Here is a 24,843-nt window from a genome sequence, read left to right as displayed (position 1 = left end):
CCACGAACGGCCCCACGCTGCCACAGCGTGGTGCGGCTGAAACAGTTTCATAGTGTTTCGGTGGTTATAGCGTGAGGGAAACGCCCGGTTACATTCCGAACCCGGAAGCTAAGCCTCACAGCGCCGATGGTACTGCAGGGGGGACCCTGTGGGAGAGTAGGACGCCGCCGAACTCCTTTTAGAGCTCTGGCTCTTGGGCATCTCAGCCCGAGAGCCAGAGCTTTTTTGCGTTGAGGTAGGGTCGGGGAGCATCGTTGGTTCGTTTCCTACTGGAGGCCCCCGGGTGGAGGTCCAGGAGACCCGTGTTCAGACCGACCGGGTCCTCACCATCCCCAACATCCTCAGCATGGCGCGTCTCGTCGGCGTGCCCCTCTTCCTGTGGCTGATTCTCAGGCCCGAGTTCGGAGGCCCGCAGAGCGACGGCTGGGCTCTCCTCGTGCTGGCCCTGAGCGGGGTGAGCGACTACCTGGACGGCAAGCTGGCGAGGCGCTGGAACCAGATCAGCAGCCTCGGCCGGCTTCTCGACCCGGCCGCCGACCGGCTCTACATTCTCTCCACCCTGGTCGGCCTCACCTGGCGGGAGATTCTGCCCCTCTGGTTGACCGCTGTACTTCTCGCCCGGGAACTCGTTCTGCTGGTGATGGTGGGCATCCTCAGACGGCACGGCTATCCGCCGCCCCAGGTGAACTTCCTGGGGAAGGCCGCCACGTTCAACCTGATGTACGCGTTCCCGCTTCTGCTGCTCAGCGACGGAAGCGGATGGCTCGCTTCACTGGCGGCTGTTTTCGGATGGGCGTTCGCAGGTTGGGGTACAACCCTGTACTGGTGGGCAGGAGTCCTCTACGTGGTACAAGTCCGCCGCCTGGTCCGTGCGGACGTCATGGCCGACTGAGCCCACCGATTGCCGGTCAAGAGCGGCTCGATGGCCCGCGGGGGAAAAGTGCGGGACAATCTGGACGGGTGAAGTCGGCTAGACCGTCTCTTCAAGGAGGACGCTTCCGACATGAAGGCCGTCGTGATGGCCGGAGGCGAAGGCACTCGCCTTCGCCCTATGACCTCGAGCATGCCCAAGCCGCTCCTGCCGGTGGCCAACCGGCCGATCATGGAGCACGTGCTCAGGCTGCTCAAAAGGCATGGGCTCAACGAGACCGTCGTCACCGTGCAGTTCCTGGCCTCCCTGGTCAAGAACTACTTCGGTGACGGCGAGGAGCTCGGAATGGAGCTCAGCTATGCCAACGAGGAGAAGCCACTCGGTACCGCCGGAAGCGTCAAGAACGCGGAGGAGGCGTTGAAGGACGACGCCTTCCTCGTCATCTCCGGCGATGCCCTGACCGACTTCGACCTCACCGATCTCATCAACTTCCACAAGGAAAAGGGCGCTCTGGTCACGGTCTGCCTCACGCGCGTGCCCAACCCCCTTGAATTCGGTATCACGATCGTCGACGAGGAAGGCAAGGTCGAACGCTTCCTGGAGAAGCCGACCTGGGGCCAGGTCTTCTCGGACACCGTGAACACGGGCATCTACGTGATGGAGCCCGAGGTCTTCGACTACGTGGAAGCCGACGTTCCCGTGGACTGGTCCGGCGATGTCTTCCCCCAGCTGATGAAGGAAGGCAAGCCGATCTACGGCTATGTCGCCGAGGGCTACTGGGAGGACGTCGGCACGCACGAGAGCTATGTGAAGGCCCAGGCCGACGTTCTGGAAGGCAAGGTCGACGTCGAGCTCGACGGCTTCGAGATCTCGCCGGGCGTGTGGGTGGCCGAAGGCGCCGAAGTGCACCCGGACGCCGTTCTGCGCGGCCCCCTCTACATCGGGGACTACGCGAAGGTGGAGGCCGGCGCGGAAATCCGCGAGCACTCCGTCGTCGGCTCCAACGTCGTCGTCAAGAGCGGCGCCTTCCTGCACAAGGCCGTCGTGCACGACAACGTGTACATCGGGCAGCACAGCAATCTGCGCGGCTGTGTCGTCGGAAAGAACACCGACATCATGCGGGCCGCCCGCATCGAGGACGGCGCGGTCATCGGCGACGAATGCCTGATCGGTGAAGAATCGATCGTTCAGGGCAACGTGCGGGTCTATCCGTTCAAGACCATCGAAGCCGGCGCGTTCGTCAACACCTCCGTGATCTGGGAGTCCCGCGGCCAGGCGCACCTCTTCGGCGCCCGCGGCGTCTCCGGCATCCTGAACGTCGAGATCACGCCCGAGCTGGCGGTGCGCCTCGCCGGCGCCTACGCGACCACCCTGAAGAAGGGCTCGACCGTCACCACGGCCCGCGACCATTCCCGTGGCGCGCGGGCACTGAAGCGGGCGGTGATCTCCGCGCTCCAGGCCAGCGCCATCGACGTACGGGACCTGGAGAACGTGCCGCTGCCGGTGGCGCGGCAGCAGACCGCGCGGGGCAGCGCCGGCGGCATCATGATCCGGACATCGCCCGGAGTGCCGGACTCCGTGGACATCATGTTCTTCGACGGGCGGGGCGCCGACCTGTCGCAGGGCAGCCAGCGCAAGCTGGACCGGGTGTTCGCGCGGCAGGAGTACCGGCGGGCGTTCCCCGGCGAGATCGGCGACCTGCACTTCCCTGCGAGCGTCTTCGACTCGTACACCGGGTCGCTGCTGCGCAACGTGGACATCACCGGGATCGCCGAGTCCGGGCTGAAGGTCGTCGTGGACGCCTCCAACGGCAGCGCCGGGCTCGTCCTGCCGAGTCTGCTCGGCAAGCTCGGGGTGGACTCGCTGACCATCAACCCGGGCCTGAACGAGTCCAGGCCGACGGAGTCCGCCGACCAGCGGCGGTCCGGGCTGGTGCGCCTCGGGGAGATCGTGGCGTCCTCGCGTGCCGCGTTCGGCGTGCGGTTCGACCCGGTGGGCGAACGGCTCTCGCTCGTCGACGAGAAGGGCCGGATCATCGAGGACGACCGGGCGCTGCTCGTCCTGCTCGACCTGGTGGCCGCCGAGCGGCGCAGCGGGCGGGTCGCCCTGCCGGTGACCACGACGCGGATCGCCGAGCAGGTGGCGGCCTACCACGGCACGCAGGTCGAATGGACGACGACCTCGCCCGACGACCTGACCCGGGTCGGGCGCGACGACTCGACCATCTTCGGCGGTGACGGCCGGGGCGGCTTCATCGTCCCCGAGTTCAGCAGCGTCTTCGACGGCACTGCGGCCTTCGTGCGGCTGATCGGGCTCGTGGCCCGGACGCAGCTCACGCTGAGCCAGATCGACGCGCGGATTCCGCGGGCGCACGTCCTGAAGCGGGATCTGGCGACCCCGTGGGCCGTCAAGGGGCTCGTGATGCGGCGCGTCGTCGAGGCGGCCGGAGACCGCTTCGTGGACACCACCGACGGCGTCCGCGTGGTCGAGGCGGACGGCCGCTGGGTGATGGTCCTGCCGGACCCGGCCGAGGCGGTCACCCATCTGTGGGCGGAAGGGCCGGACGACGCCTCCGCGCAGGCCCTGCTGGACGAGTGGTCGGCGGTCGTGGACAGCGCCGGGCGCTGAGCCGCGCACCCACGGGTACGTGCCGGACGGGCCTCCGCGAGGGGGCCCGTCCGGCACGCCGGTGGGGCCATTCGGAGGTATCGGTGGCGACGTGCGACGATGTGCGGCATGCCGCAGCAGCCCCCCGTTCGGAGCACACCCGCGCTCGGGTCGCGCCCGGACGCGTCCATGTCGCTGCTCACCAACGTCATGGACCACAGCCTCGACGAAGGCTATGCCGAGGCCGCCACTCGTAAGCGGGCCGACGGCTCGGGCGGGATGCCCAGAACGGTGCGGGCGAAGCTCGGTCTCGCCGCCGGGCTGGTGCTCGCCGCCCTCGTGGTGACGGTGGGCGGGGTGCAGGCGCGCGTCGCCGCCCCCGCCGTCGCCAAGGAGCGCGAGGAACTGATCGACCGCATCGATCACGAGACCGAGGCGGCCGACAAGCTGGAAGGCGACGTCGACGAGCTGCGCGACGACGTGAGCGCGCGGCAGCGGGAGGCGCTCCGCGACAGCGGCGGCGGCCAGGCGGTGCTGGCGGGGATGCTCGCGGGTGCCGTCGGGGTGCACGGGCCCGGCGTGAAGCTGGTCGTGGACGACGCCGAGGAGGCGTCCCCGGGAGGCGGGGGGAACCCGCGCGAGACGACGGGGTTCTCCGACACCGGCCGGGTACGCGACCGTGACATGCAGCGGGTCGTCAACGGGCTGTGGGCGTCGGGCGCGGAGGCCGTCTCGATCAACGGGCAGCGGCTGACGGCGCTGTCGGCCATCAGGGCGGCGGGCGACGCGATACTGGTCGACAACCGTCCGCTGGTGCCCCCGTACACCGTCCTCGCGGTGGGTGACGGGAAGAACCTCAGCACCGCTTTCCAGGACAGCTCCGACGGGTTGTATCTGAGCGCCCTCCAGGAGAACTTCGGCATCCGGACCGCCATCTCGGTGGAGAGCGACGTCAAGCTGCCCGCAGCGCCGAGTGTGATCGTACGCACAGCACAGCCAAGCACCGAGAAGAGTGAGAAGGGCACATCGTGATCGCCGTACTGGGCCTCGTCGTGGGAGTCGTGGCCGGCCTCTTGGTCCAGCCCGAGATTCCGGCGGCCGTCGTGCCTTATCTGCCGATCGCCGTCGTGGCGGCGCTGGACGCCGTGTTCGGTGGTCTGCGGGCCATGCTGGACGGGATCTTCGACGACAAGGTGTTCGTCGTGTCGTTCCTGTCGAACGTGGTCGTGGCCGCGCTGATCGTCTTCCTGGGCGACGAGTTGGGCGTCGGGTCGCAGCTGTCCACGGGCGTCGTGGTCGTGCTGGGCATCCGCATCTTCTCCAACGCCGCGGCCATCCGCCGGCACGTCTTCAGGGCGTGAGGCCGATGAGCGACCAGGACAGGACTTCGCGACCGGACGAGACGTCGCACCGCGACGAGGCACTCCGCCAGGAGGCCGCGCCCCGCAGCGAGACCCCCCGTCAGGGGCAGGGGACGCACCGTGACCAGGCCCCGCGGCAGGACGAGACGCCCACGACCCAGCTGTTGCGCAAGGAGTTGCCCGCCGAGGTCCCGGCGCAGGAGACGCGCCCCGGGACCGCCGAGGCGGCGCCCGCTGCGGCCGGCCCCGCTGCCGCAGCCGAAGCGAAGTCTCCGACGCCGTCTGCGGAGGAGCCTCCCGGATGGGCCCCCGGCGAGGACCCCGAGCCGTCGCTGACCGGGCGGCAGCGGCTGGTGCAGGGGCTGTGGCCGCCGCGTGTCACCCGGGCCCAACTCATCGTCGCGCTGCTGCTGTTCGGTCTCGGCTTCGGTCTGGCCGTGCAGGTCGCCTCCAACAGCGAGAGCGGAAACGCCCTGCGCGGTGCGCGCCAGGAGGACCTCGTGCGCATCCTCGATGAACTGGATGACCGCAGTCAGCGTCTAGAGGACGAGAAGCAGGGTCTCGAGAAGCAGCGTCAGGAGCTGGAGAACAGTTCGGACCAGGCCGAGGAGGCCCGTCGGCAGACGGTCGAGAAGGAGAAGCAACTCGGCATCCTGGCGGGCACGGTGGCCGCCGAGGGGCCCGGCATCACTGTGACCATCGATGACAAGAAGGGGACGGTCGAGGCGGACATGCTGCTCGACGCGATCCAGGAGCTGCGCGCGGCGGGGGCGGAGGCGATCCAGGTGAACGACGTGCGGGTGGTCGCCGGCACGTACCTCACCGATTCCGACAACTCCGTGAGCGTCGACGGGAACAAGATCAACGCGCCCTATCGTTTCAAGGTCATCGGCAAGCCGCAGGACCTCGAACCGGCGCTCAACATCCCTGGAGGCGTCGTGCAGACCCTGGAGAAGGAGCAGGCCACCGTGACCGTCGAGCGATCCACCAAGATCGTCGTGGACGCCTTGCGAGCGGCGAAGCAGCCTGACTACGCTCGGTCGTCCTCGCAGTGAACCGGCGGTGCATGGCGGTCGTCGGGCAGGGGCATGAGGTTGCGGGGGGTCGGCGCACCGATCGGGTGGTGCGTGGTGGAAACTGTCTGGTGGCTACGGACGTTGTGAAGATGTCCGGGTCGGCCGGTGTATTCAGTCAGGGTTCGTCCTGCCCCACGGGCGGGTCTGTTTCGGTCAAGGGGAATCGCCCGTGAAGTTGTTTGCGAAGTTGTTCGGCAAGAGCGCGCGAGAAGGCAGCGACAACGCGACCGCGCGCCATCGTGCGCAGCCGGACGCGGAAGGCCAGCGGCCGCTGTTCCGGGACCAGGTGGGTGGTTCGGGCGGTGACATTCCCGGTGGTCAGGGCGCGGCGTCTGTTGACCCCGCCCAGTCCGGCGGCATAGGTTTCGGGCAACCGTCAACCTCAACTACGGGTGGAGGGTTTTCCCCTATGTCGGCCCTGGTGTGTACGAGGTGCGGTAACCGCAACGCGGAGAACAGTCGCTTCTGCTCCAACTGTGGCGCGCCGCTCAGGCCGGGCGTGACGCCGGAGCGGGCGTCGGAGACGACGTCCACGATCTCCATCTCGGGTCTGGAGGCGTACGACGCCGAGGTCACCGGGCAGACGCAGTTGCCGGCGCTCTCGCCCGAGGCTCAGGCCGCGGTCGACGCGCTGCCGTTGGGTTCGGCGCTGCTGGTCGTGCGCCGCGGTCCCAACTCGGGCAGCCGCTTCCTGCTGGACGGCGATCTGACCACGGCGGGGCGTCACCCGCAGAGCGACATCTTCCTGGACGACGTGACCGTCTCGCGTCGCCATGTGGAGTTCCGGCGCGGCCAGGACGGTTCGTTCACGGTGGCCGACGTCGGCAGCCTGAACGGAACGTACGTCAACCGCGAGCGGATCGACGAGGTTCCCCTGTCGAACGGCGACGAGGTGCAGATCGGCAAGTACCGGCTGGTCTTCTACGCGAGCCAGCGAGGCTACTGACCCTCCCCCGGGAGCGTCCCGGGGGCACCCCCCAAGGGAAGGTCCATGCTTCGAACACCGAGGGGCGGTGCCGGGCACGGCGCCGCCGCCGCGGACGGTGGTCTGATGAGCATCGGCACGGTGCTGAACGTGCTGCGCGACGAGTTCCCCGAGGTGACGATCTCCAAGATCCGTTTCCTGGAGGCCGAAGGGCTCGTCGAGCCGCAGCGGACCCCGTCCGGGTACCGCAAGTTCAGCGCCGGGGACGTCGAGCGCCTCGGCCATGTGCTGCGGATGCAGCGAGACCACTATCTGCCGCTCAAGGTGATCCGCGAGCATCTGGACGCCATGGAGCGCGGCGAGGCCGCACCGCTTCCCACGGTGGGCCGGCAGCGGGACGGCGAGACCGTCCCGGAGGCGTCCGACGCTCCCACCGTCGCCCGTATCGGCCGGGCCGAGCTGCTGGCCGCCGCCGGGATCGACGAGCGTGATCTCGACGAGTGGGAGTCGTACGGGCTGGTGGTGCCGCTCGCCGACGGGGTCTACGACGCCGAGGCGGCCACCGTCGCCGCACTGGTGGCCGAACTGGGCCGGTTCGGCATCGAGCCCCGGCATCTGCGGGTGATGAAGGCGGCCGCGGATCGTGAGGCGGGGCTGGTGGACCAGGTGGTCGCCCCGCTCAAGCTGCACCGCAATCCGCAGACGAGGGCGCATGCGCAGGCCCGTACGAAGGAGCTGGCGGACCTCACGGTCCGGCTGCACTCGGCGCTGGTGCAGACCGCGCTCGGAGTGCGGCTGCCCTGAGGGGGCTTGGCGGCTGTCCGGCGGATCATGCCGCCGACGCGGGGTCTGGCACGCCCACCTGCGGCGTTGTCGTCACTCGCCGACTCCCCCACGCTCGGCTTCGCTCGCGCGGGAGGTACCCCCGTCGCGTCGCCTCCCTCCTCCGCCTTGCAGTCGGACGCACCAGACCCCGCTCAGCTGGGCCGACCGGTCCCGCTGCTTTCTTGCGACTTGATCCGCCAAAGAGCCGCGTCCTTCAGCTCGGCGGCGAGGATCGCCCCCATCGGTCCGGCGCCGAGAGCACCGCTGACGAGGAACCCGCCCACCATCGAGACCGGCATGACGACCCCGCCGAGCCACACCATGGTGTCCACGGGGACGGTGTAGGGCCCGAGAGCCCCTGGCGCAGGCCCGCCCGGGTGCTGCGCGCGGCGGCCGGATCGGTCAACCGTTCCCGGCCCGACTACCCAAACGTCCCGGGCACGGCCTAGGGTTGCTGTGTGAACGAGCTCGATGTCGTAGGTGTCCGGGTCGAGATGCCCTCCAACCAACCGATCGTGCTGCTGCGTGAAGTGGGAGGCGACCGTTACCTCCCGATCTGGATCGGGCCGGGGGAGGCGACGGCCATCGCCTTCGCCCAGCAGGGCATGGCTCCGGCGCGGCCGCTGACCCACGATCTGTTCAAGGACGTGCTGGAGGCTGTCGGCCAGGAGCTCACGGAAGTGCGCATCACGGATCTGCGTGAGGGCGTCTTCTACGCCGAGCTGGTCTTCGCCAGCGGGGTCGAGGTGAGCGCCCGCCCCTCCGACGCCATAGCGCTGGCCCTGCGCACCGGGACGCCGATCTTCGGCAGCGACACGGTGCTGGACGACGCGGGCATCGCGATCCCGGACGAGCAGGAGGACGAGGTGGAGAAGTTCCGCGAGTTCCTCGACCAGATCTCCCCGGAGGACTTCGGCACCAGCAATCAGTAGGCCTCGCGGGGCGCTGCCGGCACTTCCGAGGGGGCGTTGCGGCAGGGCCGGTTCCCGGCAATTGCCGGGGGCGAGTGAGAGCGTCCTACGGCTCCTTCTCAGCGCATTCGGCTAGCCTTTCCCCGCGACGGGGTGCGGGAAACCACTCTTAGGGTGATTATCACCCGGCGTGGCGAGTGTGGCGATCGTTGACGCACCCCCGGTGACTGCCTACCGTCGAGAGGCAGGTCAAGGACGGAGGTCGGCGTGAGAAGCAGCGGCGACGGTACGGCTGGGGGTGCCCCCGGATTCGGTGTCGGGGGTGGCGGTCCGTACCCGCCCCCAGGCTCTCGGCTGCGTGCGAGCGGGGGGCATCCCGGTCACGGCAGTGCGGCCCCGCAGGCTTCGCAGCGGCCGGCGGCCGTGCCGAGCGGCGGAGGGGCGGCGTCCATGGCGTCCGAACAGATCGGCTACCGGGGTCCGACGGCCTGCGCGGCCGCGGGCATCACCTACCGGCAATTGGACTACTGGGCCCGCACGGGGCTCGTCGAGCCGAGCGTGCGGCCCGCCCACGGGTCGGGCACCCAGCGTCTGTACAGCTTCCGGGACGTCGTCGTCCTGAAGATCGTCAAGCGGTTCCTGGACACGGGGGTGTCGCTGCAGAACATCCGCACCGCCGTCCAGCACCTGCGTGAGCGCGGGTTCCGTGATCTGGAGCGGCTGACGCTGATGAGCGACGGGGCCACGGTCTACGAGTGCACGTCCCCCGACGAGGTCCACGCGCTGCTTCAGGGCGGCCAGGGAGTCTTCGGCATCGCGGTGGGCGTGGTCTGGCGGGACGTCGAGAGCGCGCTGTCGCAGCTGCACGGGGAACGCCTCGACACCGGGGAGACGCTCGTGGGGCACAACCCGGCCGACGAGCTGGCGCGGCGGCGCAACCGGGCGGTCTGACCTTCCGGGGAGCCTTTCCGGCGGCCTCTCGGCCGTCGGAGACCGCGGTGTGACGCCGTTGTCAGTGGTGTGGTGCAGCATCGGAGATGTGAGAAACGCGCCCACCATCCTGCACCTCGACATGGATGCCTTCTTCGCGCAGGCGGAGCAGGCGTCCAAGCCGAGCCTGCGCGGGAAGGCCGTGATCGTGGGGGGCCTCGGGCCGCGCGGGGTGGTGGCCACCGCCTCGTACGAGGCGCGGGTGTTCGGGGTGCACTCGGCGATGCCCATGGGGCAGGCGCGCCGGCTGGCTCCGAACGCCGCCTACCTGGTGCCGCGGTTCATGTTCTACCGCGCCATCAGCGACCAGGTGATGGCGCTGCTGCGGGCCCTGTCCCCGCTGGTGGAGCCGCTCAGCCTGGACGAGGCGTTCGTCGACCTGGAGGCCGGGGGAGCGGCCTGGGACGGTGTGTCGGCGCAGGCGGCCGGGGTCCGGCTGCGCGCGGACATCCGTGCCGTCACGGGGCTCACGGGGTCGGTGGGGCTGGCCGCCTCCAAGATGCTCGCGAAGATCGCCTCGGAGCGGGCCAAGCCGGACGGGCTGGTGCTGATCGAGCCGGGGACCGAGCGGGCGCTGCTCGGCCCGATGTCGGTGCGGACGCTGCCGGGCGTGGGGCCTGCGACCGGCGACCATCTCAGACGGGCGGGGATCACCACGGTCGACGAGCTCGCCGAGGCCGGCGAGGACGAACTCGTACGGCTGCTGGGCAAGGCGCACGGACACGCGCTGTACGGCATGGCGCTGGCGCGGGACGAGCGGCCGGTGGTGGCCGAGCGGGAGACCAAGTCGGTGTCCGTGGAGGACACCTACGACGTGGACATCCACGACCGGCTGCGGGTGGGGCTGGAGGTCGGGCGGCTGGCGGACCGGTGCGTGCGCAGGCTGCGCGAGGCCGGGCTGTCGGGACGGACGATCGTTTTGAAGGTACGGCGCTACGACTTCTCCACGCTCACCCGGTCCGAGACCCTGCGCGGGCCCACCGACGACCCCGCCGTGGTGCGGGAGGCGGCGGCGCGGCTGCTGGAATCCGTGGACACCACGGGAGGGGTGCGGCTGCTCGGCGTGGGAGTCAGCGGCCTGGCGGACTACACGCAGGAGGACCTGTTCGCACAGGCCGCGGGGGAGCGGATGTCGGCGGCGCCCGAGGAGGAGCCGGCGCGTGAGTCAGCCGAGCGGGAGGAGACGCCCGCGGAACACCGGTGGCGTCCGGGGCTCGACATACGCCACGCCGAGCTGGGGCACGGCTGGGTGCAGGGCAGCGGCCTCGGCCGGGTCACCGTGCGTTTCGAGACGCCCTGGTCGGATGTGGGCCGGGTGCGGACGTTCCGGGTCGACGACCCCGCCCTGGAGCCGGCGGACCCGCTGCCCCTGGTGCCCGGCGCGCCCCCGGGGACGCCCGGCGCCGGACCGCCGCCCGAGACGGAGGCAGCCCCGCGTGCGGCTGCGCCCGGGCCCGGGCCCCGCACGGCCCCGACCCGGTGACCTGCGGCGCGGCTCAGGTGTCGTCCGAGCCGGCGAGTCTGCCGAAGTCGTGGTCGGGCAGCGGGGGAGGGGCGGCCACGTCGAGGCCGTAGTGGTGGTAGAGCTGGAGCTCCTGCTCGGGGGAGAGGTGGCGGCCCACGCCGAAGTCGGGGGCCTCCTTGATCAGGGTCCGCTCGAAGGGGATGCGCAGCGCGCCCTCCACCAGTTCGCTGGGCTCCAGCGGGACGAAGGCGTCACGGGAGAAGAGGCCGGTGCGTATGGCGGCCCATTCCGGCACGCCGGTCGCGTCGTCGAGGTAGACCTCGTCCACCGTGCCGATCTTGGCGCCGTTGCGGTCGAACGCCTTGCGGCCGATCAGGTTGCGCGGATCGATGTCGGTCTGCACGGGCCCTCCACGTGGTCGCACCTCATCCGTAAGCACTACAAAAGAGCACAACCGGACGGGCGGCCACTCGAAAGGAGGGGCGTTGACCCCGCTGGTAGTCTGGCAACGGCTGCTGACCCCGTGCGGGAGAGTCCTCCGAGACGCCATCGGAGGCGCCGAAGGAGCAAATCCTCCCCGGAATCTCTCAGGCCCACGTACCGCACGGACGAGGTCACTCTGGAAAGCAGAGCGGTGGCGCGAGTTGCCGCTCTCACCGACGGTGAAAACCGGACGCCCACGGGCGGCCGGTGAAACTCTCAGGTTGAGATGACAGAGGGGGAGGCCGTCCGGGTACCCGCGCCAGTGGTGCCCCTCGAAGGTCGCGTCAGACCAGGAGGCCTCCGCAATGACCGCCCATCGCATTCCGCTCTCCGACCTCGAACAGGGAATCCCCTTCGAGCAGCGCCACATCGGCCCTGACCAGGAGGCGCGGGCCAAGATGCTCGCGCAGGTCGGATACGGCTCGCTGGACGAGCTGACCGCCGCCTCCGTCCCGGATGTGATCAAGAACGCCGACGCGCTGGACCTGCCCGGCGCGCGCACCGAGGCCGAGGTGCTGGCCGAGCTGCGGTCGCTCGCCGACCGCAACGAGGTCCTCGCCCCCATGATCGGCCTCGGGTACTACGGCACGTTCACGCCGCCCGTCATCCTGCGCAACGTCATGGAGAACCCGGCCTGGTACACGGCCTACACGCCCTATCAGCCGGAGATCTCGCAGGGCCGGCTGGAGGCCCTGCTGAACTTCCAGACCATGGTCGCCGACCTGACCGGGCTGCCCACCTCGGGCGCCTCGCTGCTCGACGAGGGGACGGCCGCCGCCGAGGCGATGGCGCTGGCCCGCCGCATGGGCAAGAACAAGAAGGGTCTCTTCCTGATCGACGCGGACGTGCTGCCGCAGACGATCGCCGTGATCGAGACCCGCGCCGAGCCGACCGGCGTCGAGGTGGTCGTCGCAGACCTCGCCGACGGCATCCCCGCCGAGATCGCCGGCCGTGAGATCAACGGCGTGCTGCTCCAGTACCCAGGCGCCTCCGGCGTCGTACGGGACATCAAGCCCGTCATCGACCAGGCCCACGAGCTGGGCGCGCTCGTCGTCGTCGCTGCCGACCTGCTCGCTCTGACGCTGCTGACCTCGCCCGGGGAGCTGGGCGCGGACATCGCCGTCGGCACGACGCAGCGGTTCGGTGTGCCGATGGGCTTCGGCGGGCCGCACGCCGGCTACATGGCCGTCCAGGAGAAGTTCGCGCGGAGCCTGCCCGGGCGGCTCGTGGGCGTCTCCGTCGACGTGGACGGCGACAAGGCCTACCGGCTGGCGCTGCAGACGCGCGAGCAGCACATCCGGCGGGAGAAGGCGACCAGCAACATCTGCACGGCTCAGGTGCTGCTCGCCGTCATGGCCGGGATGTACGCGGTGTACCACGGCCCCGAGGGGCTGCGGGCGATCGCCCGGCGCACGCACCGGTACGCGACGATCCTGGCCGCGGGGCTCACGGCCGGCGGGGCCGAGGTCGTGCACGGCTCCTACTTCGACACGCTGACCGTCCGTGTGCCGGGCCGGGCCGCCGACGTCGTCGCCGCCGCGCGGGGCAACGGCGTCAACCTGCGCCTCGTCGACGCCGACCACGTGTCGATCGCCTGCGACGAGACCACCGGGCGGGCCCAGATCACCGCCGTGTGGGCCGCGTTCGGGACCGAGGGCGACATCGCGGCGCTGGACGCGGTCACCGAGGACACCCTGCCCACGGGGCTGCTGCGTGCCGACGAGGTCCTCACCCACCCCGTCTTCCACCAGCACCGCTCCGAGACCGCGATGCTGCGCTACCTGCGCCGGCTGTCCGACCGGGACTACGCGCTGGACCGGGGCATGATCCCGCTGGGTTCGTGCACCATGAAGCTCAACGCCACCACCGAGATGGAGCCGGTCACCTGGCCCGAGTTCGGGCAACTGCACCCCTTCGCGCCCGCCGATCAGGCGCAGGGATACCTCACCCTCATCCGGGAACTGGAGGAGCGGCTCGCCGAGGTCACCGGCTACGACAAGGTCTCCCTCCAGCCCAACGCGGGCTCGCAGGGCGAGCTGGCCGGGCTGCTCGCCGTGCGCGGCTACCACCGGGCCAACGGGGACGAGCAGCGCACGGTGTGCCTGATCCCCTCGTCCGCGCACGGGACGAACGCCGCCAGTGCCGTGATGGCCGGCATGAAGGTCGTCGTCGTCGCCACCGCCGGCGACGGCGAGATCGACGTCGAGGACCTGCGGGCGAAGATCGACAAGCACCGTGACGAGCTCGCCGTGCTGATGATCACCTACCCGTCGACGCACGGTGTGTTCGAAGAGCACGTCGCCGACATCTGCGCCCAGGTGCACGACGCCGGCGGCCAGGTGTACGTGGACGGCGCCAACCTCAACGCGCTCGTGGGGCTGGCCAAGCCGGGGCACTTCGGCGGTGACGTCTCCCACCTGAACCTGCACAAGACGTTCTGCATCCCGCACGGCGGCGGCGGTCCCGGCGTCGGCCCGGTGGCCGTGCGCTCGCACCTCGCCCCGTACCTGCCGAACCACCCGCTGCAGCCCGCCGCGGGGCCCGAGACGGGCGTCGGACCGATCTCGGCCGCGCCCTGGGGCTCCGCCGGCATCCTGCCGATCTCGTGGGCCTATGTGCGGCTCATGGGCGGGGAGGGGCTGAAGCGGGCCACCCAGGTGGCGGTGCTCAGCGCCAACTACATCGCCAAGCGGCTCGAACCGCACTACCCCGTGCTGTACACCGGCCCCGGCGGGCTCGTCGCGCACGAGTGCATCATCGATCTGCGGCCGCTGACCAAGGCGACCGGGGTGAGCGTCGACGACGTGGCCAAGCGGCTCATCGACTACGGCTTCCACGCGCCGACGATGTCGTTCCCGGTGGCCGGGACGCTGATGATCGAGCCCACCGAGTCCGAGGACATCATCGAGCTGGACCGGTTCTGCGAGGCGATGATCGCCATCCGTGCGGAGATCGAGAAGGTCGCCTCGGGCGCGTGGCCGGCCGACGACAACCCGCTGCGCAACGCACCGCACACCGCCGCCGCGCTCGGCGGGCAGTGGGAGCACGCGTACTCGCGGGAGGAGGCCGTCTTCCCGGCCGGGGTGTCGGCCGCCGACAAGTACTGGCCGCCGGTGCGCCGGATCGACCAGGCCTTCGGCGACCGGAACCTGGTGTGCTCCTGCCCGCCGCTGGACGCCTACGAGGACTGACGCCGGGCGGCCCGCGCCGGTGCGCCGAGGGCTCCCGTCCCCTGTGGGCGGGAGCCCTCGGGCGTCTCATCCCGTCGCCAGGGACACCTCGGTCGCCTTGATGAGGGCGACGGCGTGGGAGCCGACGGTGAGACCGAGGTCCTCGACGGCCTCCCGGGTGATGACGGCGACCAGTTCGCCGTCCTCGACGGCGAGCCCGACCGAGGCCATCGCGCTGCCGACGGCGATGCCGGTGACCGTGCCGGGGATCTGATTGCGGATCGACAGCCCCTCGACCGGGCCGGTGGCCACCGCGACCTCCGTCGACTTCACCAGGGCGCGGACGGCGGAGCCGGGCGCCAGATCGAGGCCGTTCACGGCCTCCCTGGTGATCGCCGCGGTGACGGACCGGCCGCTGGTGAGGCGGATGCCGACGGTGGCCATCACGTCGCCGGGGGCGACGGCGGTGACCGTGCCGGGGAGCTGGTTGCGGATGCTCAGGGTCATGGGCATCCACCGTAGGGCCCGGTCGGCGCTATGCCGGGTATGCGTGCGTCTGTGCCGCTTTGAGCGTCGCCCAGACCGTGGCGCCGGGGTGCAGGTCCAGCTCGGCGGCCGCGACCGTGGTGAGGTCGGCGGCCAGCGGGAGTTCGCCGCCGAGGTCGGCGCGGATCTGGTCGCCGTGGGTCTCCAGACCGGCCACCTCGCAGCGCCACATGTTGCGGGCGCTGGAGCCGGCGGGGCGGTCGCGGTGGAGGGTGACCGCGCTCGGCGGGAAGGCGACGAAGACCGGGCCGGAGAGCTCCTCCGCCGTGGTCAGCGCGGGCCCCGCGTCCAGATGGACCGTGTGCCCGTCGGCCCGGCCCCGGTAGAGGTTGAGGCCGACCAGCTGCGCGATGTACTCCGTGCGGGGATGACGGGCGATGTCGGACGGGGCGCCCTCCTGGACGACGCGGCCGTGCTCGACGACGACCAGACGGTCCGCGAGGACCATGGCGTCCAGCGGGTCATGGGTGACCAGGACGGCGACGGCCTCGAACGCCGCCAGATGGCGGCGCAGCCCGGCGCGCACCTCGAGCCGGGTGCGGGCGTCCAGCGCGGCGAGCGGCTCGTCGAGCAGCAGCAGCCGGGGGTGGGTGGCGAGGGCGCGGGCCAGGGCGACGCGCTGGGCCTGGCCGCCGGACAGTCGGCGGGGCTTGGCGCCGGCGTGTTCGGTGAGACCCATGCGCTCCAGCCATCCGGCGGCCTGTGCGCGGGCCTGCGCCTTGGTGGCGCCTTGGCAGCGCGGGCCGAACGCCACGTTGTCCAGTGCGCTCAGGTGCGGGAAGAGCAGGTAGTCCTGGAAGACCACGCCGACGGGACGGGACTCCGGCGCGGTGCGCTCCAGCGCCTCGCCGTCCAGGCGCAGATGGCCCTCGGCCAGCGGGACGAGCCCGGCCAGGGCGCGCAGGGCCGTCGTCTTGCCGGCGCCGTTGGGGCCGAGCAGGGCCACGACGTCGCCGGGCGCGGCCCGGAGCGTCACGTCGAGGCGGAAGGAGCCGCGGTCGACGACGAGGCGGGAGTCCAGGCCCGCGGTGAGGGGTGCGCCGGCCGCGGTCATGGCGCGGTCATCCAGCGGTCGCGCAGGCCCGCCAGGACGGCCACGGACACGACCAGGAGCACCAGGCTGAGGGCGATGGCGGCCTCCGGGTCGCTCTGCAGGGCGAGGTAGACGGCGAGCGGCATGGTCTGTGTGCGGCCGGGGAAGTTACCCGCGAAGGTGATCGTGGCGCCGAACTCGCCGAGCGCGCGTGCCCAGGCCAGCACCGCGCCGGCCGCGATGCCCGGGGCGACCATCGGCAGGGTCACGCGGCGGAAAGCGGTGAAGCGGGAGGCGCCCAGGGTGGCGGCGGCCTCCTCGTAGCGGGGGTCGGCGGCGCGCAGGGTCCCCTCGACGCTGATGACGAGGAACGGCATCGCCACGAACGTCTCCGCGACGACGACGCCCGCCGTGGTGAAGGGGAGCGTGACGCCGAACCAGGCGTCCAGCCACTGCCCGACCACGCCGTTGCGGCCGAGGGCCAGCAGCAGCGCCACACCGCCCACCACCGGGGGCAGCACCAGCGGCAGGGTGACCAGGGCGCGGACCAGGCCGCGGCCGGGGAAGTCCGCGCGCGCCAGCAGCCAGGCCAGGGGCACGCCGACGACCAGGCTCACCGCGGTCGCGGCGGTGGCGCAGACGAGGGAGAGCCGCAGCGCCTGCCAGACCGCGTCGCTGGTCAGCTGCTCGGGCAGGTGGTGCCAGGGGGCGCGCACCACGAGAGCGACCAGCGGCAGCAGGAGGAAGGCCAGTCCGAGGAGGGCGGGCAGGAGGAGCGCGAAGGGAACGCCCGCGCGGACCCCGCGTTTCACGGCTTCAGGAATCCGGCCTCGGACAGCACGCGGGCGCCCTGCGCGGACCGCACGAGGTCGATGAAGGCACGGGCCGCCGTCGGGTTCGGGGCGTCCCCGAGGAGGGTGATGGGGTAGTCGTTGACGGCGCCGGCCGACTCTGGGAAGTCCACGCCCTCCACCTTGTCACCCGCCGCGTGCACATCGGTCTTGTACACCAGCGCGGCGTCGGCCTCCTTCAGCTCGACCTTGGTCAGGGCGCTTTTGACGTCCTGCTCGTAGGAGGCCGGGGTGACCTTCAGGCCGCCGGCGGTGAGGGCCTTCTGGGCGGCGGCGCCGCACGGGACGCTCTTGTCGCACAGGACGACCTTCAGGCCCGGCCTGGTGAGGTCTTTCAGGGAGGCGATCTTGTCGGGGTTGCCCGGGGCGGTGGCTATCTCCAGCCGGTTGCGGGCGAAGGTGACGGGGGCGGAGGCGTTGGCCTTCTCGTCCGTCACGATCGCCATGGTCTTGGCGCTGGCGGCGGCGAACACGTCGGCCGGGGCGCCGCCGGTGATGCTCGCGGCGAGGGAGTCGCTGCCGCCGAAGCTGAAGGTGACCTCGGTGCCGGGGTGGGTCTTCTCGAACTCCTTGCCGAGCGCGGTGAAGCTCTCCTTGAGGGAGGCGGCCGCGAAGACGGTCACCGTCCCCGAGGGCTTCGCCGGGGATCCGGAGGCGTCGGTCGCCGTGCCCTCGGCGTCGGAACAGCCGGCCAGGGCCAGCAGCGCGACCGCCGAGGCGGCGGCCTGCGACGTCCGGCGGGCCCGGCGCCTGGTTCGGGTCATCACGGCGATCTCCTCGGTGTCGTCGGTCCCTCGAACGGGTCCCTGCCGTGATGATAATGCCGCATGTGCGAGGTGTGATCGCCTGCTGGCCTCGCATCAGCCGCCGAGAACGATGCCTGAGGGGTGCATGTGCTTTGCCGACTGCGATCAGACGCGGTCGATGTGGACGTTGGTCGACTTCACGCGGGCGGTGGCCTCCATGCCGATCTCCAGGCCGAGTTCCTCCACGGCCTCCCGGGTGAGCAGGGAGACCAGGCGGTGCGGGCCGGCCTGGATCTCCACCTGGGCGGCGACGTCGCCGAGTTTGATCGCGGTGACGATGCCGGGGAAGGCGTTGCGGGCCGAGGTGTAGGAGGCCGCGCCCTCCTCGGGGCTGCCCGCCTGGGCGAGTTCGACGGAGAACGCGGCGAGGTCCTCGCCGTCGATGAGACGTCGCCCGGTCTCGTCGCGGTGGGTCGCCACCCGGCCCGCGTCGGCCCAGCGGCGCGCGGTGTCGGGGCTCACGCCGAGCAGACGCGCGGCCTGGCCGATGGTGTAGGACTGCATGCCGTCACGATAGGGGCACCGGCCGGCCGGGCCCGCGTCAGCCGGTGTGGACGCGGGGGCGGCGGGCGCGGTCCGGTTCCGCCTCGCGCAGGACCTCTCGGGTGACCGGGGCGACCTCGCCCTGACCGAAGAGGAAGAAGCGCAGGAAGTTGGCGAACGGATTGCCCTCGGTCCACTCGAAGTAGATGTGGGGCGTGCAGCCCGTCGCGTCGCGGACGTGGAGCAGCAGCGCGGCCAGGGCGTTGGGGATCGAGGAGGACTCCAGGGTCAGGACCCGGTAGCGGTTGTGCAGGACCTCGCCGCGCACGGTCAGGTTCGCCTCGAACTCGGACGGGTCCAGGACGGTGACCTCGACGAAGACGAAGTCCTCCTGGCCGGGGATGTCGTTGTCGTACCGGATCTGCTCGATCTTGTCGCGGTACTCTGCCTTGTCGCGCTGGTCGGGCTCATTGGCGATGAACCGGATCTTCCGGCTGGCCATGTCCCGGATGAAACGTTCCGCCATGGGGTCGAGCGTCACGCCGGTGACGCGGAGTTCGAAGGCGCGGGCCAGCCGGGACAGGAGCGAGACGAGGATGATGCCGGCGATGAAACAGGCGCCGATCTTCACGCCGTCGGGACGCTCGATGACGTTGACGACCGTCGTGTAGAGGAACACCGCCGCGATGACCGCGAAAGCGATCGTCCACTTGCGCTGTCCGGCCTTGCGGGCGGCGATGGTCACGGCGATCGCCGCCGAGCTGATCAGCACCAGCACACCGGTTGCGTACGCGCCGCCCTGGGCGTCGACGTCGGCGTCGAAGATCCAGGTGACGAGGAAGGCGACCAGGGTGAAGACGATGACCATCGGGCGCACGGCGCGGGCCCAGTGCGGGGCCATGCCGTAGCGAGGCAGGTAGCGCGGCATCAGGTTGAGCAGGCCGGCCATCGCGGAGGCCCCGGCGAACCACAGGATGGCGATCGTCGAGACGTCGTAGACCGTGCCGAAGACGTTGCCCAGGTAGTCGTGCGCCAGATAGGCGAGCGCGCGGCCGTTGGCGTCTCCGCCGGGCTCGAACTCCTTCTCCGGGATGAGCAGGGTGGTGATGAAGCTGGTGGTGATCAGAAAGCCGCTCATGACCAGGGCGGCGGTGGTGAGCAGCTTCTTGGTGTCCCGGATGCGGCCGGTCGGACGTTCGTCGGTGTCGCCGGGCTCGCCCTGGACGTGCGGCATGACGGCGACGCCGGTCTCGAAGCCGGAGAGGCCGAGCGCGAGTTTGGGGAAGACGATCAGGGCCAGGCCGATCATGACGAAGACGTTGCCGTGTTCTGCGGTCAGGGCGCTCGACCAGTCGGTGACGACGTGTTCCTCGGTGGCGATGTGCCACAGCCCGACGACCACGACGACCGCGTTCAGCGCGAGGTAGACGCCCACCAGGACGACGGCGAACCCGATCGCCTCCAGGAAGCCCTTGAGGAAGACCGCGCCGAGCAGCGCCACGAGGATGAGCGTGATCAGCATCTGCCGGTCGTGCAGGGCGCTGTTGAGGTGCGGGTTCTCCACGAGGTGGGTGGAGGCGTCCGCCGCGGACAGGGTGATGGTGATCAGGAAGTCGGTGGCGGCGAAGCCGAGCAGGGTCAGGACGAACAGCTTGCCCTTCCAGAACGACAGCAGCCGCTCCAGCATGGCGATCGAGCCCTCGCCGCGCGGGCTCTCCTCGGCGACGCGCCGGTAGACCGGCAGCGCCCCGGCCAGCGTGACGATCACCAGCACGATCGTCGCGATCGGCGACAGCAGTCCGGCCGCGAGGGCGGCGATGCCCGGCTGGTAGCCGAGGGTGGAGAAGTAGTCGACGCCGGTCAGGCACATGACCCGGTACCAGCGCTGACCCTCGTGGGCCGGTTCCGGCGCCGCGTGCGGGCCTTGGTGGCCGCCGTCCTTGCCCATGTCGGACAGGCCCTCCAGCATCCACGCGCGAAGGCGGCCGGATGCGGGGTGCTCGGTGGTGGCCATCGGCGGTGCTCCTGAGGTGCGGCTGGGCCTGTGGTGCGGCGCGCGGTGCGCGGTTTTTGGCCATCACGCGGACGGCCGCCTCAGCGTAAGCGGAGAGTGATGCGTGGGCCCACGGCGGAAGGGGGTTCGCGGCGTCAAGCTTGTGTTAAGACTCGCCGGGCGGACCTGCGAAGAGCGTCGGAGGGCGATGCCGGGGCGGGTACGGAGGGCATTGCGCCGTACGGGGGAGCAGGCGCGGGTGACGGGGCCGTGAGGCGTCGTCGGACACCCAGCGTCACGCGCGTATGAGTCCCGTCAAGGGCGGGTGGAGCGGCGTATGGGAGCCGTCAACGGCGCTCGCTTCCGGCCACCGGGGTTGTTTCCTCGACATCGACAGCGTTCGACGCCCGATGCCGCGCGTTGGACGTCCGATCCGCATCCCCGACTTCAGGAGCTCACGATGGCCGATCTGGCCTTCGTCGTCACCACGATCGCGGTCTTCGCCCTGGTGGCCCTCGTCGCCAAGGGGGTGACGAAGCTGTGACCGCCGAGAACGTCGTCGGCCTGGTCGTGGCCGTCGCCCTGCTGGGCTATCTCGTCCTCGCCCTGCTCTTCCCCGAGAGGTTCTGAGAATCGATGGGTCCCGTACTCGCGGGCGTCCTCCAACTGCTCGCCCTCGTCGGCGCGCTGGCCCTCGCCCACATACCGCTCGGCGACCACATGGCCAAGGTCTACTCCTCCGACCGGCACTGGCGGGTCGAGAAGTGGATCTACCGGGGCATCGGCGCCGACCCCGACACGCGGATGCGCTGGACCGCGTACCTGCGCGGGGTGCTCGCCTTCTCGGCGGCCGGCGTCCTCTTCCTCTACCTGCTCCAGCGGATCCAGGGCGTGCTGCCGCTGTCCCTGGGCTTCAGGTCGATCGACCCGGACCAGGCGTTCAACACCGCCGTGTCCTTCGTGACCAACACCAATTGGCAGTCGTACTACGGCGAGCAGGCCATGGGCCATGTGGTGCAGACCGCCGGGCTGGCCGTGCAGAACTTCGTCTCCGCGGCCGTCGGCATGGCCGTCGCGGTGGCCCTGGTGCGCGGGTTCGCCCGCTCGCGCTCGGGCGAACTGGGCAACTTCTGGGCCGACATGGTGCGCGGCGTCACCCGCATCCTGCTGCCGGGCGCCTTCGTCGCGGCGATCGTACTGGTCGCCTGCGGCGTGATCCAGAACTTCTCCGGCATCCACGAGGTCGGTCAGTTCCTCGACGGGCACAGCCTGGGCGGGTCGCAGCAGTGGAACGGCGGGGCGGTGGCCTCGCAGGAGGCCGTCAAGGAGCTCGGCACCAACGGCGGCGGCTACTTCAACGCCAACTCCGCACACCCCTTCGAGAATCCGACGCCGTTCACCGACCTCTTCGAGATCTTCCTGATGCTGGTGATCCCGTTCTCGCTGACGCGGACGTTCGGCGTCATGGTCGGCTCGGTCCGGCAGGGCTACGCGATCCTCGCCACGATGGGCGCCATCTGGGCCGGCTTCATCGCTCTGATGATGTGGACCGAGTTCGCGCACCACGGCCCGGCGTTCCAGATCGCCGGCGGAGCCATGGAGGGCAAGGAGGTCCGCTTCGGGGTCGGCGCCTCGTCGATCTTCGCGGTGTCGACCACGCTCACCTCGACCGGCGCGGTGGACTCCTTCCACTCCTCCTTCACCGGCCTCGGCGGCGGGATCGCCATGCTGGGCATGATGCTGGGCGAGATCGCGCCCGGCGGCACCGGCTCCGGCCTCTACGGCATGCTGATCATGGCGGTCATCGCGGTGTTCATCGCCGGGCTGATGGTCGGCCGCACGCCCGAGTACCTCGGCAAGAAGATCGGCACCCGCGAGATCAAGCTCGCCGCCTGCTACATCCTCGTCACACCGGCGCTGGTACTGGTCCTGACCGCCGCCGCGATGGCACTGCCGACCCCGGTCCACTCGATGACCAACTCCGGGGCGCACGGTTTCTCCGAGATCCTCTACGCCTACACCTCCGCCGCGAACAACAACGGCTCGGCCTTCGCCGGCCTGAACGCGGACACGCAATGGTTCAACACCACCCTGGGCCTGGCGATGCTCCTCGGCCGGTTCCTGCCGATCGTGTTCGTGCTGGCGCTGGCCGGCTCGCTCGGCGAGCAGCGGCCGGTCCCGGTCACCGCGGGCACGCTGCGCACCGAGAAACCGCTGTTCACCGGCCTGCTAGTGGGCGCGGTGCTGATCATCACCGGTCTCACCTACTTCCCCGCCCTCGCGCTCGGGCCGCTCGCAGAGGGGCTGGCGGCATGACCACCCGTACCGAGAACCAAGAGGACTCGATGTCCACAGCCACCCCGACCCGGGTGCCGCACAGCGACGTGCCCACCGGGCACAAGCCCTCCGAGGGCCGTGTCGGCGCGGGACTGTTCGACCCCGGCCAGCTGGTCCGGTCGCTGCCGGACGCCTTGCGCAAGCTGGACCCGCGGGTGATGGTCAAGTCGCCCGTCATGTTCGTGGTGTGGGTCGGCTCACTGCTGACCACCGCGTTCTCCCTGAAGGACCCGGGCGACCCGTTCGGCTGGACCATCAGCGCCTGGCTGTGGCTGACCGTGGTCTTCGCCAACCTGGCGGAGGCGGTCGCCGAGGGCCGCGGCAAGGCGCAGGCCGACACGCTGCGCAAGGCCAAGACCGACACGGTGGCCCGGCGGGTCGTCGGCGCCGTCGAGGAAAGCGTTCCCGGCGCCGAGTTGAGGATCGGCGACCTCGTCGTCTGCGAGGCGGACGACGTCATCCCCGGTGACGGCGACGTCGTCGAGGGCGTGGCCTCCGTCGACGAGTCCGCGATCACCGGTGAGTCGGCGCCCGTCATCCGCGAGTCCGGCGGCGACCGCTGCGCCGTCACCGGCGGCACCAAGGTCCTCTCCGACCAGATCGTCGTCAAGATCACGACGAGGCCCGGTGAGACCTTCATCGACCGGATGATCGGCCTCGTCGAGGGCGCGGCCCGGCAGAAGACGCCCAACGAGATCGCGCTGAACATCCTGCTCGCCTCGCTGACCGTCGTCTTCCTGCTGGCCTGCGCCACGCTGCCGCCGTTCGCCGACTACGCGGGCGCCCGGGTGACGATGGTCGTACTGGTGGCGCTGCTGGTCTGCCTCATCCCGACCACGATCGGCGCGCTGCTCTCCGCGATCGGCATCGCCGGCATGGACCGGCTGGTCCAGCGCAACGTCCTCGCCATGTCGGGACGCGCGGTCGAGGCCGCCGGCGACGTCTCCACGCTGCTGCTCGACAAGACCGGCACCATCACCCTCGGCAACCGTCGCGCCGCCGAGTTCGTGCCGGTGCGCGGGGCGACGGAGGCCGAACTCGCCGACGCCGCCCAGCTGTCGTCGCTGGCCGACGAGACGCCCGAAGGGCGCTCCGTCGTCGTGCTGGCCAAGGAGCGCTACGGGCTGCGCGAGCGGCACCAGGGCGAGCTGGCCGACGCCGAGTGGATCGCCTTCACGGCCCAGACCCGGATGTCGGGCGTGGACGTCGGCGGCCGCAGGATACGCAAGGGGGCGAGCGGCTCGGTCGCCGCCTGGGTGACCGAGCGTGGCGGCCGAGTGGCTGCGGACGCACAGGAGTTGACCGACGGGATCGCCGCGGCCGGCGGTACGCCGCTGCTCGTGGCGGTCGAGGACGGAGGCGTGGCCCGGGTGCTGGGCGTCGTCCACCTCAAGGACGTCGTCAAGGACGGCATGCGCGAGCGGTTCGACGAACTGCGCCGCATGGGCATCAGGACCGTCATGATCACCGGCGACAATCCGCTCACCGCCAGGGCGATCGCCGAGGAGGCAGGCGTCGACGACTTCCTCGCCGAGGCCACCCCCGAGGACAAGATGGCCCTCATCAAACGGGAGCAGGCCGGCGGCAAGCTCGTCGCGATGACCGGCGACGGCACGAACGACGCGCCCGCCCTCGCCCAGGCGGACGTCGGCGTCGCCATGAACACCGGCACGTCGGCCGCCAAGGAGGCCGGCAACATGGTCGACCTCGACTCCGACCCGACCAAGCTCATCGAGATCGTCGAGATCGGCAAGCAACTCCTCATCACCCGGGGTGCGTTGACGACGTTCTCGATCGCCAACGACGTCGCCAAGTACTTCGCGATCATCCCGGCGCTGTTCGCCGCGGTCCACCCCGGCCTGGACAAGCTCAACATCATGCACCTGTCCTCGCCGGACTCGGCGATCCTCTCCGCGGTGATCTTCAACGCGCTGATCATCATCGCGCTGGTGCCGCTCTCCCTGAAGGGCGTGCGGTACCGGCCGGTCAGCGCCGACCGGATGCTCCGGCGCAACCTCGCGATCTACGGCCTCGGCGGTCTGGTCGCGCCCTTCATCGGCATCAAGCTCATCGACCTGCTCGTCTCCCTCGTCCCCGGGATCGGCTGACC

21 protein-coding genes, 1 rRNA gene, 2 pseudogenes and 1 riboswitch are annotated in these 24,843 nt (G+C 70.7%); of the genes and pseudogenes, 16 read left to right on the top strand and 8 right to left on the bottom strand.

Annotation, left to right across the window (positions count from 1 at the left end; genetic code table 11):
• The first annotated feature begins 56 nt into the window (after window positions 1-56).
• The 8 genes from rrf to ACIRS4_RS34750 all read left to right on the top strand — a co-directional run bounded on the left by rrf (window position 57) and on the right by ACIRS4_RS34750 (window position 7,644).
• Window positions 57-173: ribosomal RNA gene (gene rrf, locus ACIRS4_RS34785) — 5S ribosomal RNA — on the top strand.
• 110 nt (window positions 174-283) lie between these two features.
• Window positions 284-892: a CDP-alcohol phosphatidyltransferase family protein gene (locus ACIRS4_RS34780; protein ID WP_351098115.1), complete on the top strand. Its 609-nt coding sequence runs from the start codon at window positions 284-286 to the stop codon at window positions 890-892.
• A gap of 111 nt (window positions 893-1,003) precedes the next feature.
• Window positions 1,004-3,499, top strand: a complete 2,496-nt coding sequence (locus tag ACIRS4_RS34775) for a sugar phosphate nucleotidyltransferase (RefSeq protein ID WP_404203678.1) — start codon at window positions 1,004-1,006, stop codon at window positions 3,497-3,499.
• Between the two features lie 108 nt (window positions 3,500-3,607).
• Window positions 3,608-4,510 carry a DUF881 domain-containing protein gene (locus ACIRS4_RS34770; protein WP_404203675.1) on the top strand — a complete coding sequence of 301 codons (903 nt, stop codon included), beginning with the start codon at window positions 3,608-3,610 and terminating at the stop codon, window positions 4,508-4,510.
• Window positions 4,507-4,839: a small basic family protein gene (locus tag ACIRS4_RS34765; RefSeq protein WP_030798533.1), complete on the top strand. Its 333-nt coding sequence runs from the start codon at window positions 4,507-4,509 to the stop codon at window positions 4,837-4,839. Before ACIRS4_RS34770 ends, ACIRS4_RS34765 begins: the two co-directional genes overlap by 4 nt.
• Before the next feature lie 5 nt (window positions 4,840-4,844).
• Window positions 4,845-5,894, top strand: coding sequence for a DUF881 domain-containing protein (locus ACIRS4_RS34760; RefSeq protein ID WP_404203672.1), 1,050 nt, complete (start codon window positions 4,845-4,847; stop codon window positions 5,892-5,894).
• Window positions 5,895-5,976: 82 nt separating this feature from the next.
• Window positions 5,977-6,861 carry an FHA domain-containing protein gene (locus ACIRS4_RS34755; protein ID WP_404203685.1) on the top strand — a complete coding sequence of 295 codons (885 nt, stop codon included), beginning with the start codon at window positions 5,977-5,979 and terminating at the stop codon, window positions 6,859-6,861.
• A gap of 45 nt (window positions 6,862-6,906) precedes the next feature.
• Complete coding sequence (locus ACIRS4_RS34750; protein ID WP_404203670.1) at window positions 6,907-7,644, top strand: MerR family transcriptional regulator; 738 nt, start codon at window positions 6,907-6,909, stop codon at window positions 7,642-7,644.
• Between the two features lie 173 nt (window positions 7,645-7,817).
• On the opposite strand, the pseudogene ACIRS4_RS34745 reads toward ACIRS4_RS34750, so the two are convergent.
• A pseudogene (locus ACIRS4_RS34745) lies at window positions 7,818-8,018 on the bottom strand (hypothetical protein); the annotation flags it as partial.
• Window positions 8,019-8,123: 105 nt separating this feature from the next.
• On the opposite strand from ACIRS4_RS34745, the gene ACIRS4_RS34740 reads away from it, so the two are divergent.
• From ACIRS4_RS34740 to ACIRS4_RS34730, 3 genes and pseudogenes are all read left to right on the top strand, one after another.
• Window positions 8,124-8,597, top strand: coding sequence for a bifunctional nuclease family protein (locus ACIRS4_RS34740; RefSeq protein WP_055634823.1), 474 nt, complete (start codon window positions 8,124-8,126; stop codon window positions 8,595-8,597).
• A gap of 246 nt (window positions 8,598-8,843) precedes the next feature.
• On the top strand, window positions 8,844-9,527 hold the full coding sequence (locus tag ACIRS4_RS34735) for a MerR family transcriptional regulator (protein WP_404203668.1): 684 nt from the start codon (window positions 8,844-8,846) through the stop codon (window positions 9,525-9,527).
• Window positions 9,528-9,615: 88 nt separating this feature from the next.
• A pseudogene (locus ACIRS4_RS34730) lies at window positions 9,616-11,141 on the top strand (DNA polymerase IV).
• On the opposite strand, the gene ACIRS4_RS34725 reads toward ACIRS4_RS34730, so the two are convergent.
• Complete coding sequence (locus ACIRS4_RS34725) at window positions 11,063-11,434, bottom strand: PRC-barrel domain-containing protein (protein WP_404203666.1); 372 nt, start codon at window positions 11,432-11,434, stop codon at window positions 11,063-11,065. The pseudogene ACIRS4_RS34730 and the gene ACIRS4_RS34725 overlap by 79 nt on opposite strands.
• A gap of 113 nt (window positions 11,435-11,547) precedes the next feature.
• Window positions 11,548-11,644, top strand: a riboswitch (glycine riboswitch).
• 175 nt (window positions 11,645-11,819) lie between these two features.
• Between ACIRS4_RS34725 and gcvP the strand changes: the two genes are divergently transcribed.
• Window positions 11,820-14,705: an aminomethyl-transferring glycine dehydrogenase gene (gene gcvP, locus ACIRS4_RS34720; RefSeq protein ID WP_404203664.1), complete on the top strand. Its 2,886-nt coding sequence runs from the start codon at window positions 11,820-11,822 to the stop codon at window positions 14,703-14,705.
• A 66-nt stretch (window positions 14,706-14,771) separates the two neighbouring features.
• Here the strand turns inward: gcvP and ACIRS4_RS34715 are convergent, their stop codons facing one another.
• The 6 genes from ACIRS4_RS34715 to ACIRS4_RS34690 all read right to left on the bottom strand — a co-directional run bounded on the left by ACIRS4_RS34715 (window position 14,772) and on the right by ACIRS4_RS34690 (window position 20,417).
• The gene (locus ACIRS4_RS34715) at window positions 14,772-15,191 is read right to left on the bottom strand and encodes a molybdopterin-binding protein (RefSeq protein ID WP_404203662.1); all 420 of its coding nucleotides are present in this window, start codon (window positions 15,189-15,191) and stop codon (window positions 14,772-14,774) included.
• Between the two features lie 28 nt (window positions 15,192-15,219).
• A complete protein-coding gene (locus tag ACIRS4_RS34710; protein ID WP_404203660.1) occupies window positions 15,220-16,284 on the bottom strand; it encodes an ABC transporter ATP-binding protein in 1,065 nt (354 codons plus the stop codon).
• The gene (locus ACIRS4_RS34705; RefSeq protein WP_404203683.1) at window positions 16,281-17,087 is read right to left on the bottom strand and encodes an ABC transporter permease; all 807 of its coding nucleotides are present in this window, start codon (window positions 17,085-17,087) and stop codon (window positions 16,281-16,283) included. The genes ACIRS4_RS34710 and ACIRS4_RS34705 overlap by 4 nt, the downstream gene beginning before the upstream one ends.
• Entirely contained in the window at window positions 17,072-17,878 is an 807-nt protein-coding gene (modA, locus tag ACIRS4_RS34700; protein WP_404203658.1) for a molybdate ABC transporter substrate-binding protein, read from the bottom strand. Before modA ends, ACIRS4_RS34705 begins: the two co-directional genes overlap by 16 nt.
• 147 nt (window positions 17,879-18,025) lie before the next feature.
• The gene (locus ACIRS4_RS34695; RefSeq protein ID WP_404203656.1) at window positions 18,026-18,424 is read right to left on the bottom strand and encodes a molybdopterin-binding protein; all 399 of its coding nucleotides are present in this window, start codon (window positions 18,422-18,424) and stop codon (window positions 18,026-18,028) included.
• Between the two features lie 37 nt (window positions 18,425-18,461).
• Complete coding sequence (locus ACIRS4_RS34690; RefSeq protein WP_404203654.1) at window positions 18,462-20,417, bottom strand: amino acid transporter; 1,956 nt, start codon at window positions 20,415-20,417, stop codon at window positions 18,462-18,464.
• 316 nt (window positions 20,418-20,733) lie between these two features.
• Between ACIRS4_RS34690 and ACIRS4_RS34685 the strand changes: the two genes are divergently transcribed.
• Genes ACIRS4_RS34685 through kdpB form a run of 4 tightly spaced genes read left to right on the top strand, consistent with a single transcriptional unit; the run spans window position 20,734 to window position 24,841 of the window.
• The gene (locus ACIRS4_RS34685; RefSeq protein ID WP_404203652.1) at window positions 20,734-20,940 is read left to right on the top strand and encodes a hypothetical protein; all 207 of its coding nucleotides are present in this window, start codon (window positions 20,734-20,736) and stop codon (window positions 20,938-20,940) included.
• Entirely contained in the window at window positions 20,937-21,026 is a 90-nt protein-coding gene (gene kdpF / locus ACIRS4_RS34680; protein WP_037817630.1) for a K(+)-transporting ATPase subunit F, read from the top strand. The genes ACIRS4_RS34685 and kdpF overlap by 4 nt, the downstream gene beginning before the upstream one ends.
• Before the next feature lie 6 nt (window positions 21,027-21,032).
• A complete protein-coding gene (kdpA, locus tag ACIRS4_RS34675) occupies window positions 21,033-22,712 on the top strand; it encodes a potassium-transporting ATPase subunit KdpA (RefSeq protein ID WP_404203649.1) in 1,680 nt (559 codons plus the stop codon).
• The gene (kdpB, locus tag ACIRS4_RS34670) at window positions 22,709-24,841 is read left to right on the top strand and encodes a potassium-transporting ATPase subunit KdpB (protein ID WP_404203647.1); all 2,133 of its coding nucleotides are present in this window, start codon (window positions 22,709-22,711) and stop codon (window positions 24,839-24,841) included. The genes kdpA and kdpB overlap by 4 nt, the downstream gene beginning before the upstream one ends.
• Window positions 24,842-24,843 lie beyond the last annotated feature (2 nt).

Source organism: Streptomyces sp. NPDC101166 (genome assembly GCF_044768125.1).
In the GTDB taxonomy this organism is placed as follows: domain Bacteria; phylum Actinomycetota; class Actinomycetes; order Streptomycetales; family Streptomycetaceae; genus Streptomyces.
The sequence above is the reverse complement of the archived record's forward strand: the minus strand, read 5'-3'. Positions and strand labels throughout refer to the sequence as shown.

Coding starts and splice junctions, on each gene's coding strand:
- ACIRS4_RS34775 (WP_404203678.1), top strand. CDS start 1,004: ATGAAGGCCGTCGTGATGGCCGGAGGCGAAGGCACTCGCCTTCGCCCT.
- ACIRS4_RS34770 (WP_404203675.1), top strand. CDS start 3,608: ATGCCGCAGCAGCCCCCCGTTCGGAGCACACCCGCGCTCGGGTCGCGC.
- ACIRS4_RS34760 (WP_404203672.1), top strand. CDS start 4,845: ATGAGCGACCAGGACAGGACTTCGCGACCGGACGAGACGTCGCACCGC.
- ACIRS4_RS34750 (WP_404203670.1), top strand. CDS start 6,907: ATGCTTCGAACACCGAGGGGCGGTGCCGGGCACGGCGCCGCCGCCGCG.
- gcvP (WP_404203664.1), top strand. CDS start 11,820: ATGACCGCCCATCGCATTCCGCTCTCCGACCTCGAACAGGGAATCCCC.
- ACIRS4_RS34715 (WP_404203662.1), bottom strand. CDS start 15,191: ATGACCCTGAGCATCCGCAACCAGCTCCCCGGCACGGTCACCGCCGTC.
- ACIRS4_RS34710 (WP_404203660.1), bottom strand. CDS start 16,284: ATGACCGCGGCCGGCGCACCCCTCACCGCGGGCCTGGACTCCCGCCTC.
- modA (WP_404203658.1), bottom strand. CDS start 17,878: ATGACCCGAACCAGGCGCCGGGCCCGCCGGACGTCGCAGGCCGCCGCC.
- ACIRS4_RS34695 (WP_404203656.1), bottom strand. CDS start 18,424: ATGCAGTCCTACACCATCGGCCAGGCCGCGCGTCTGCTCGGCGTGAGC.
- ACIRS4_RS34690 (WP_404203654.1), bottom strand. CDS start 20,417: ATGGCCACCACCGAGCACCCCGCATCCGGCCGCCTTCGCGCGTGGATG.
- ACIRS4_RS34685 (WP_404203652.1), top strand. CDS start 20,734: ATGGGAGCCGTCAACGGCGCTCGCTTCCGGCCACCGGGGTTGTTTCCT.
- kdpA (WP_404203649.1), top strand. CDS start 21,033: ATGGGTCCCGTACTCGCGGGCGTCCTCCAACTGCTCGCCCTCGTCGGC.
- kdpB (WP_404203647.1), top strand. CDS start 22,709: ATGACCACCCGTACCGAGAACCAAGAGGACTCGATGTCCACAGCCACC.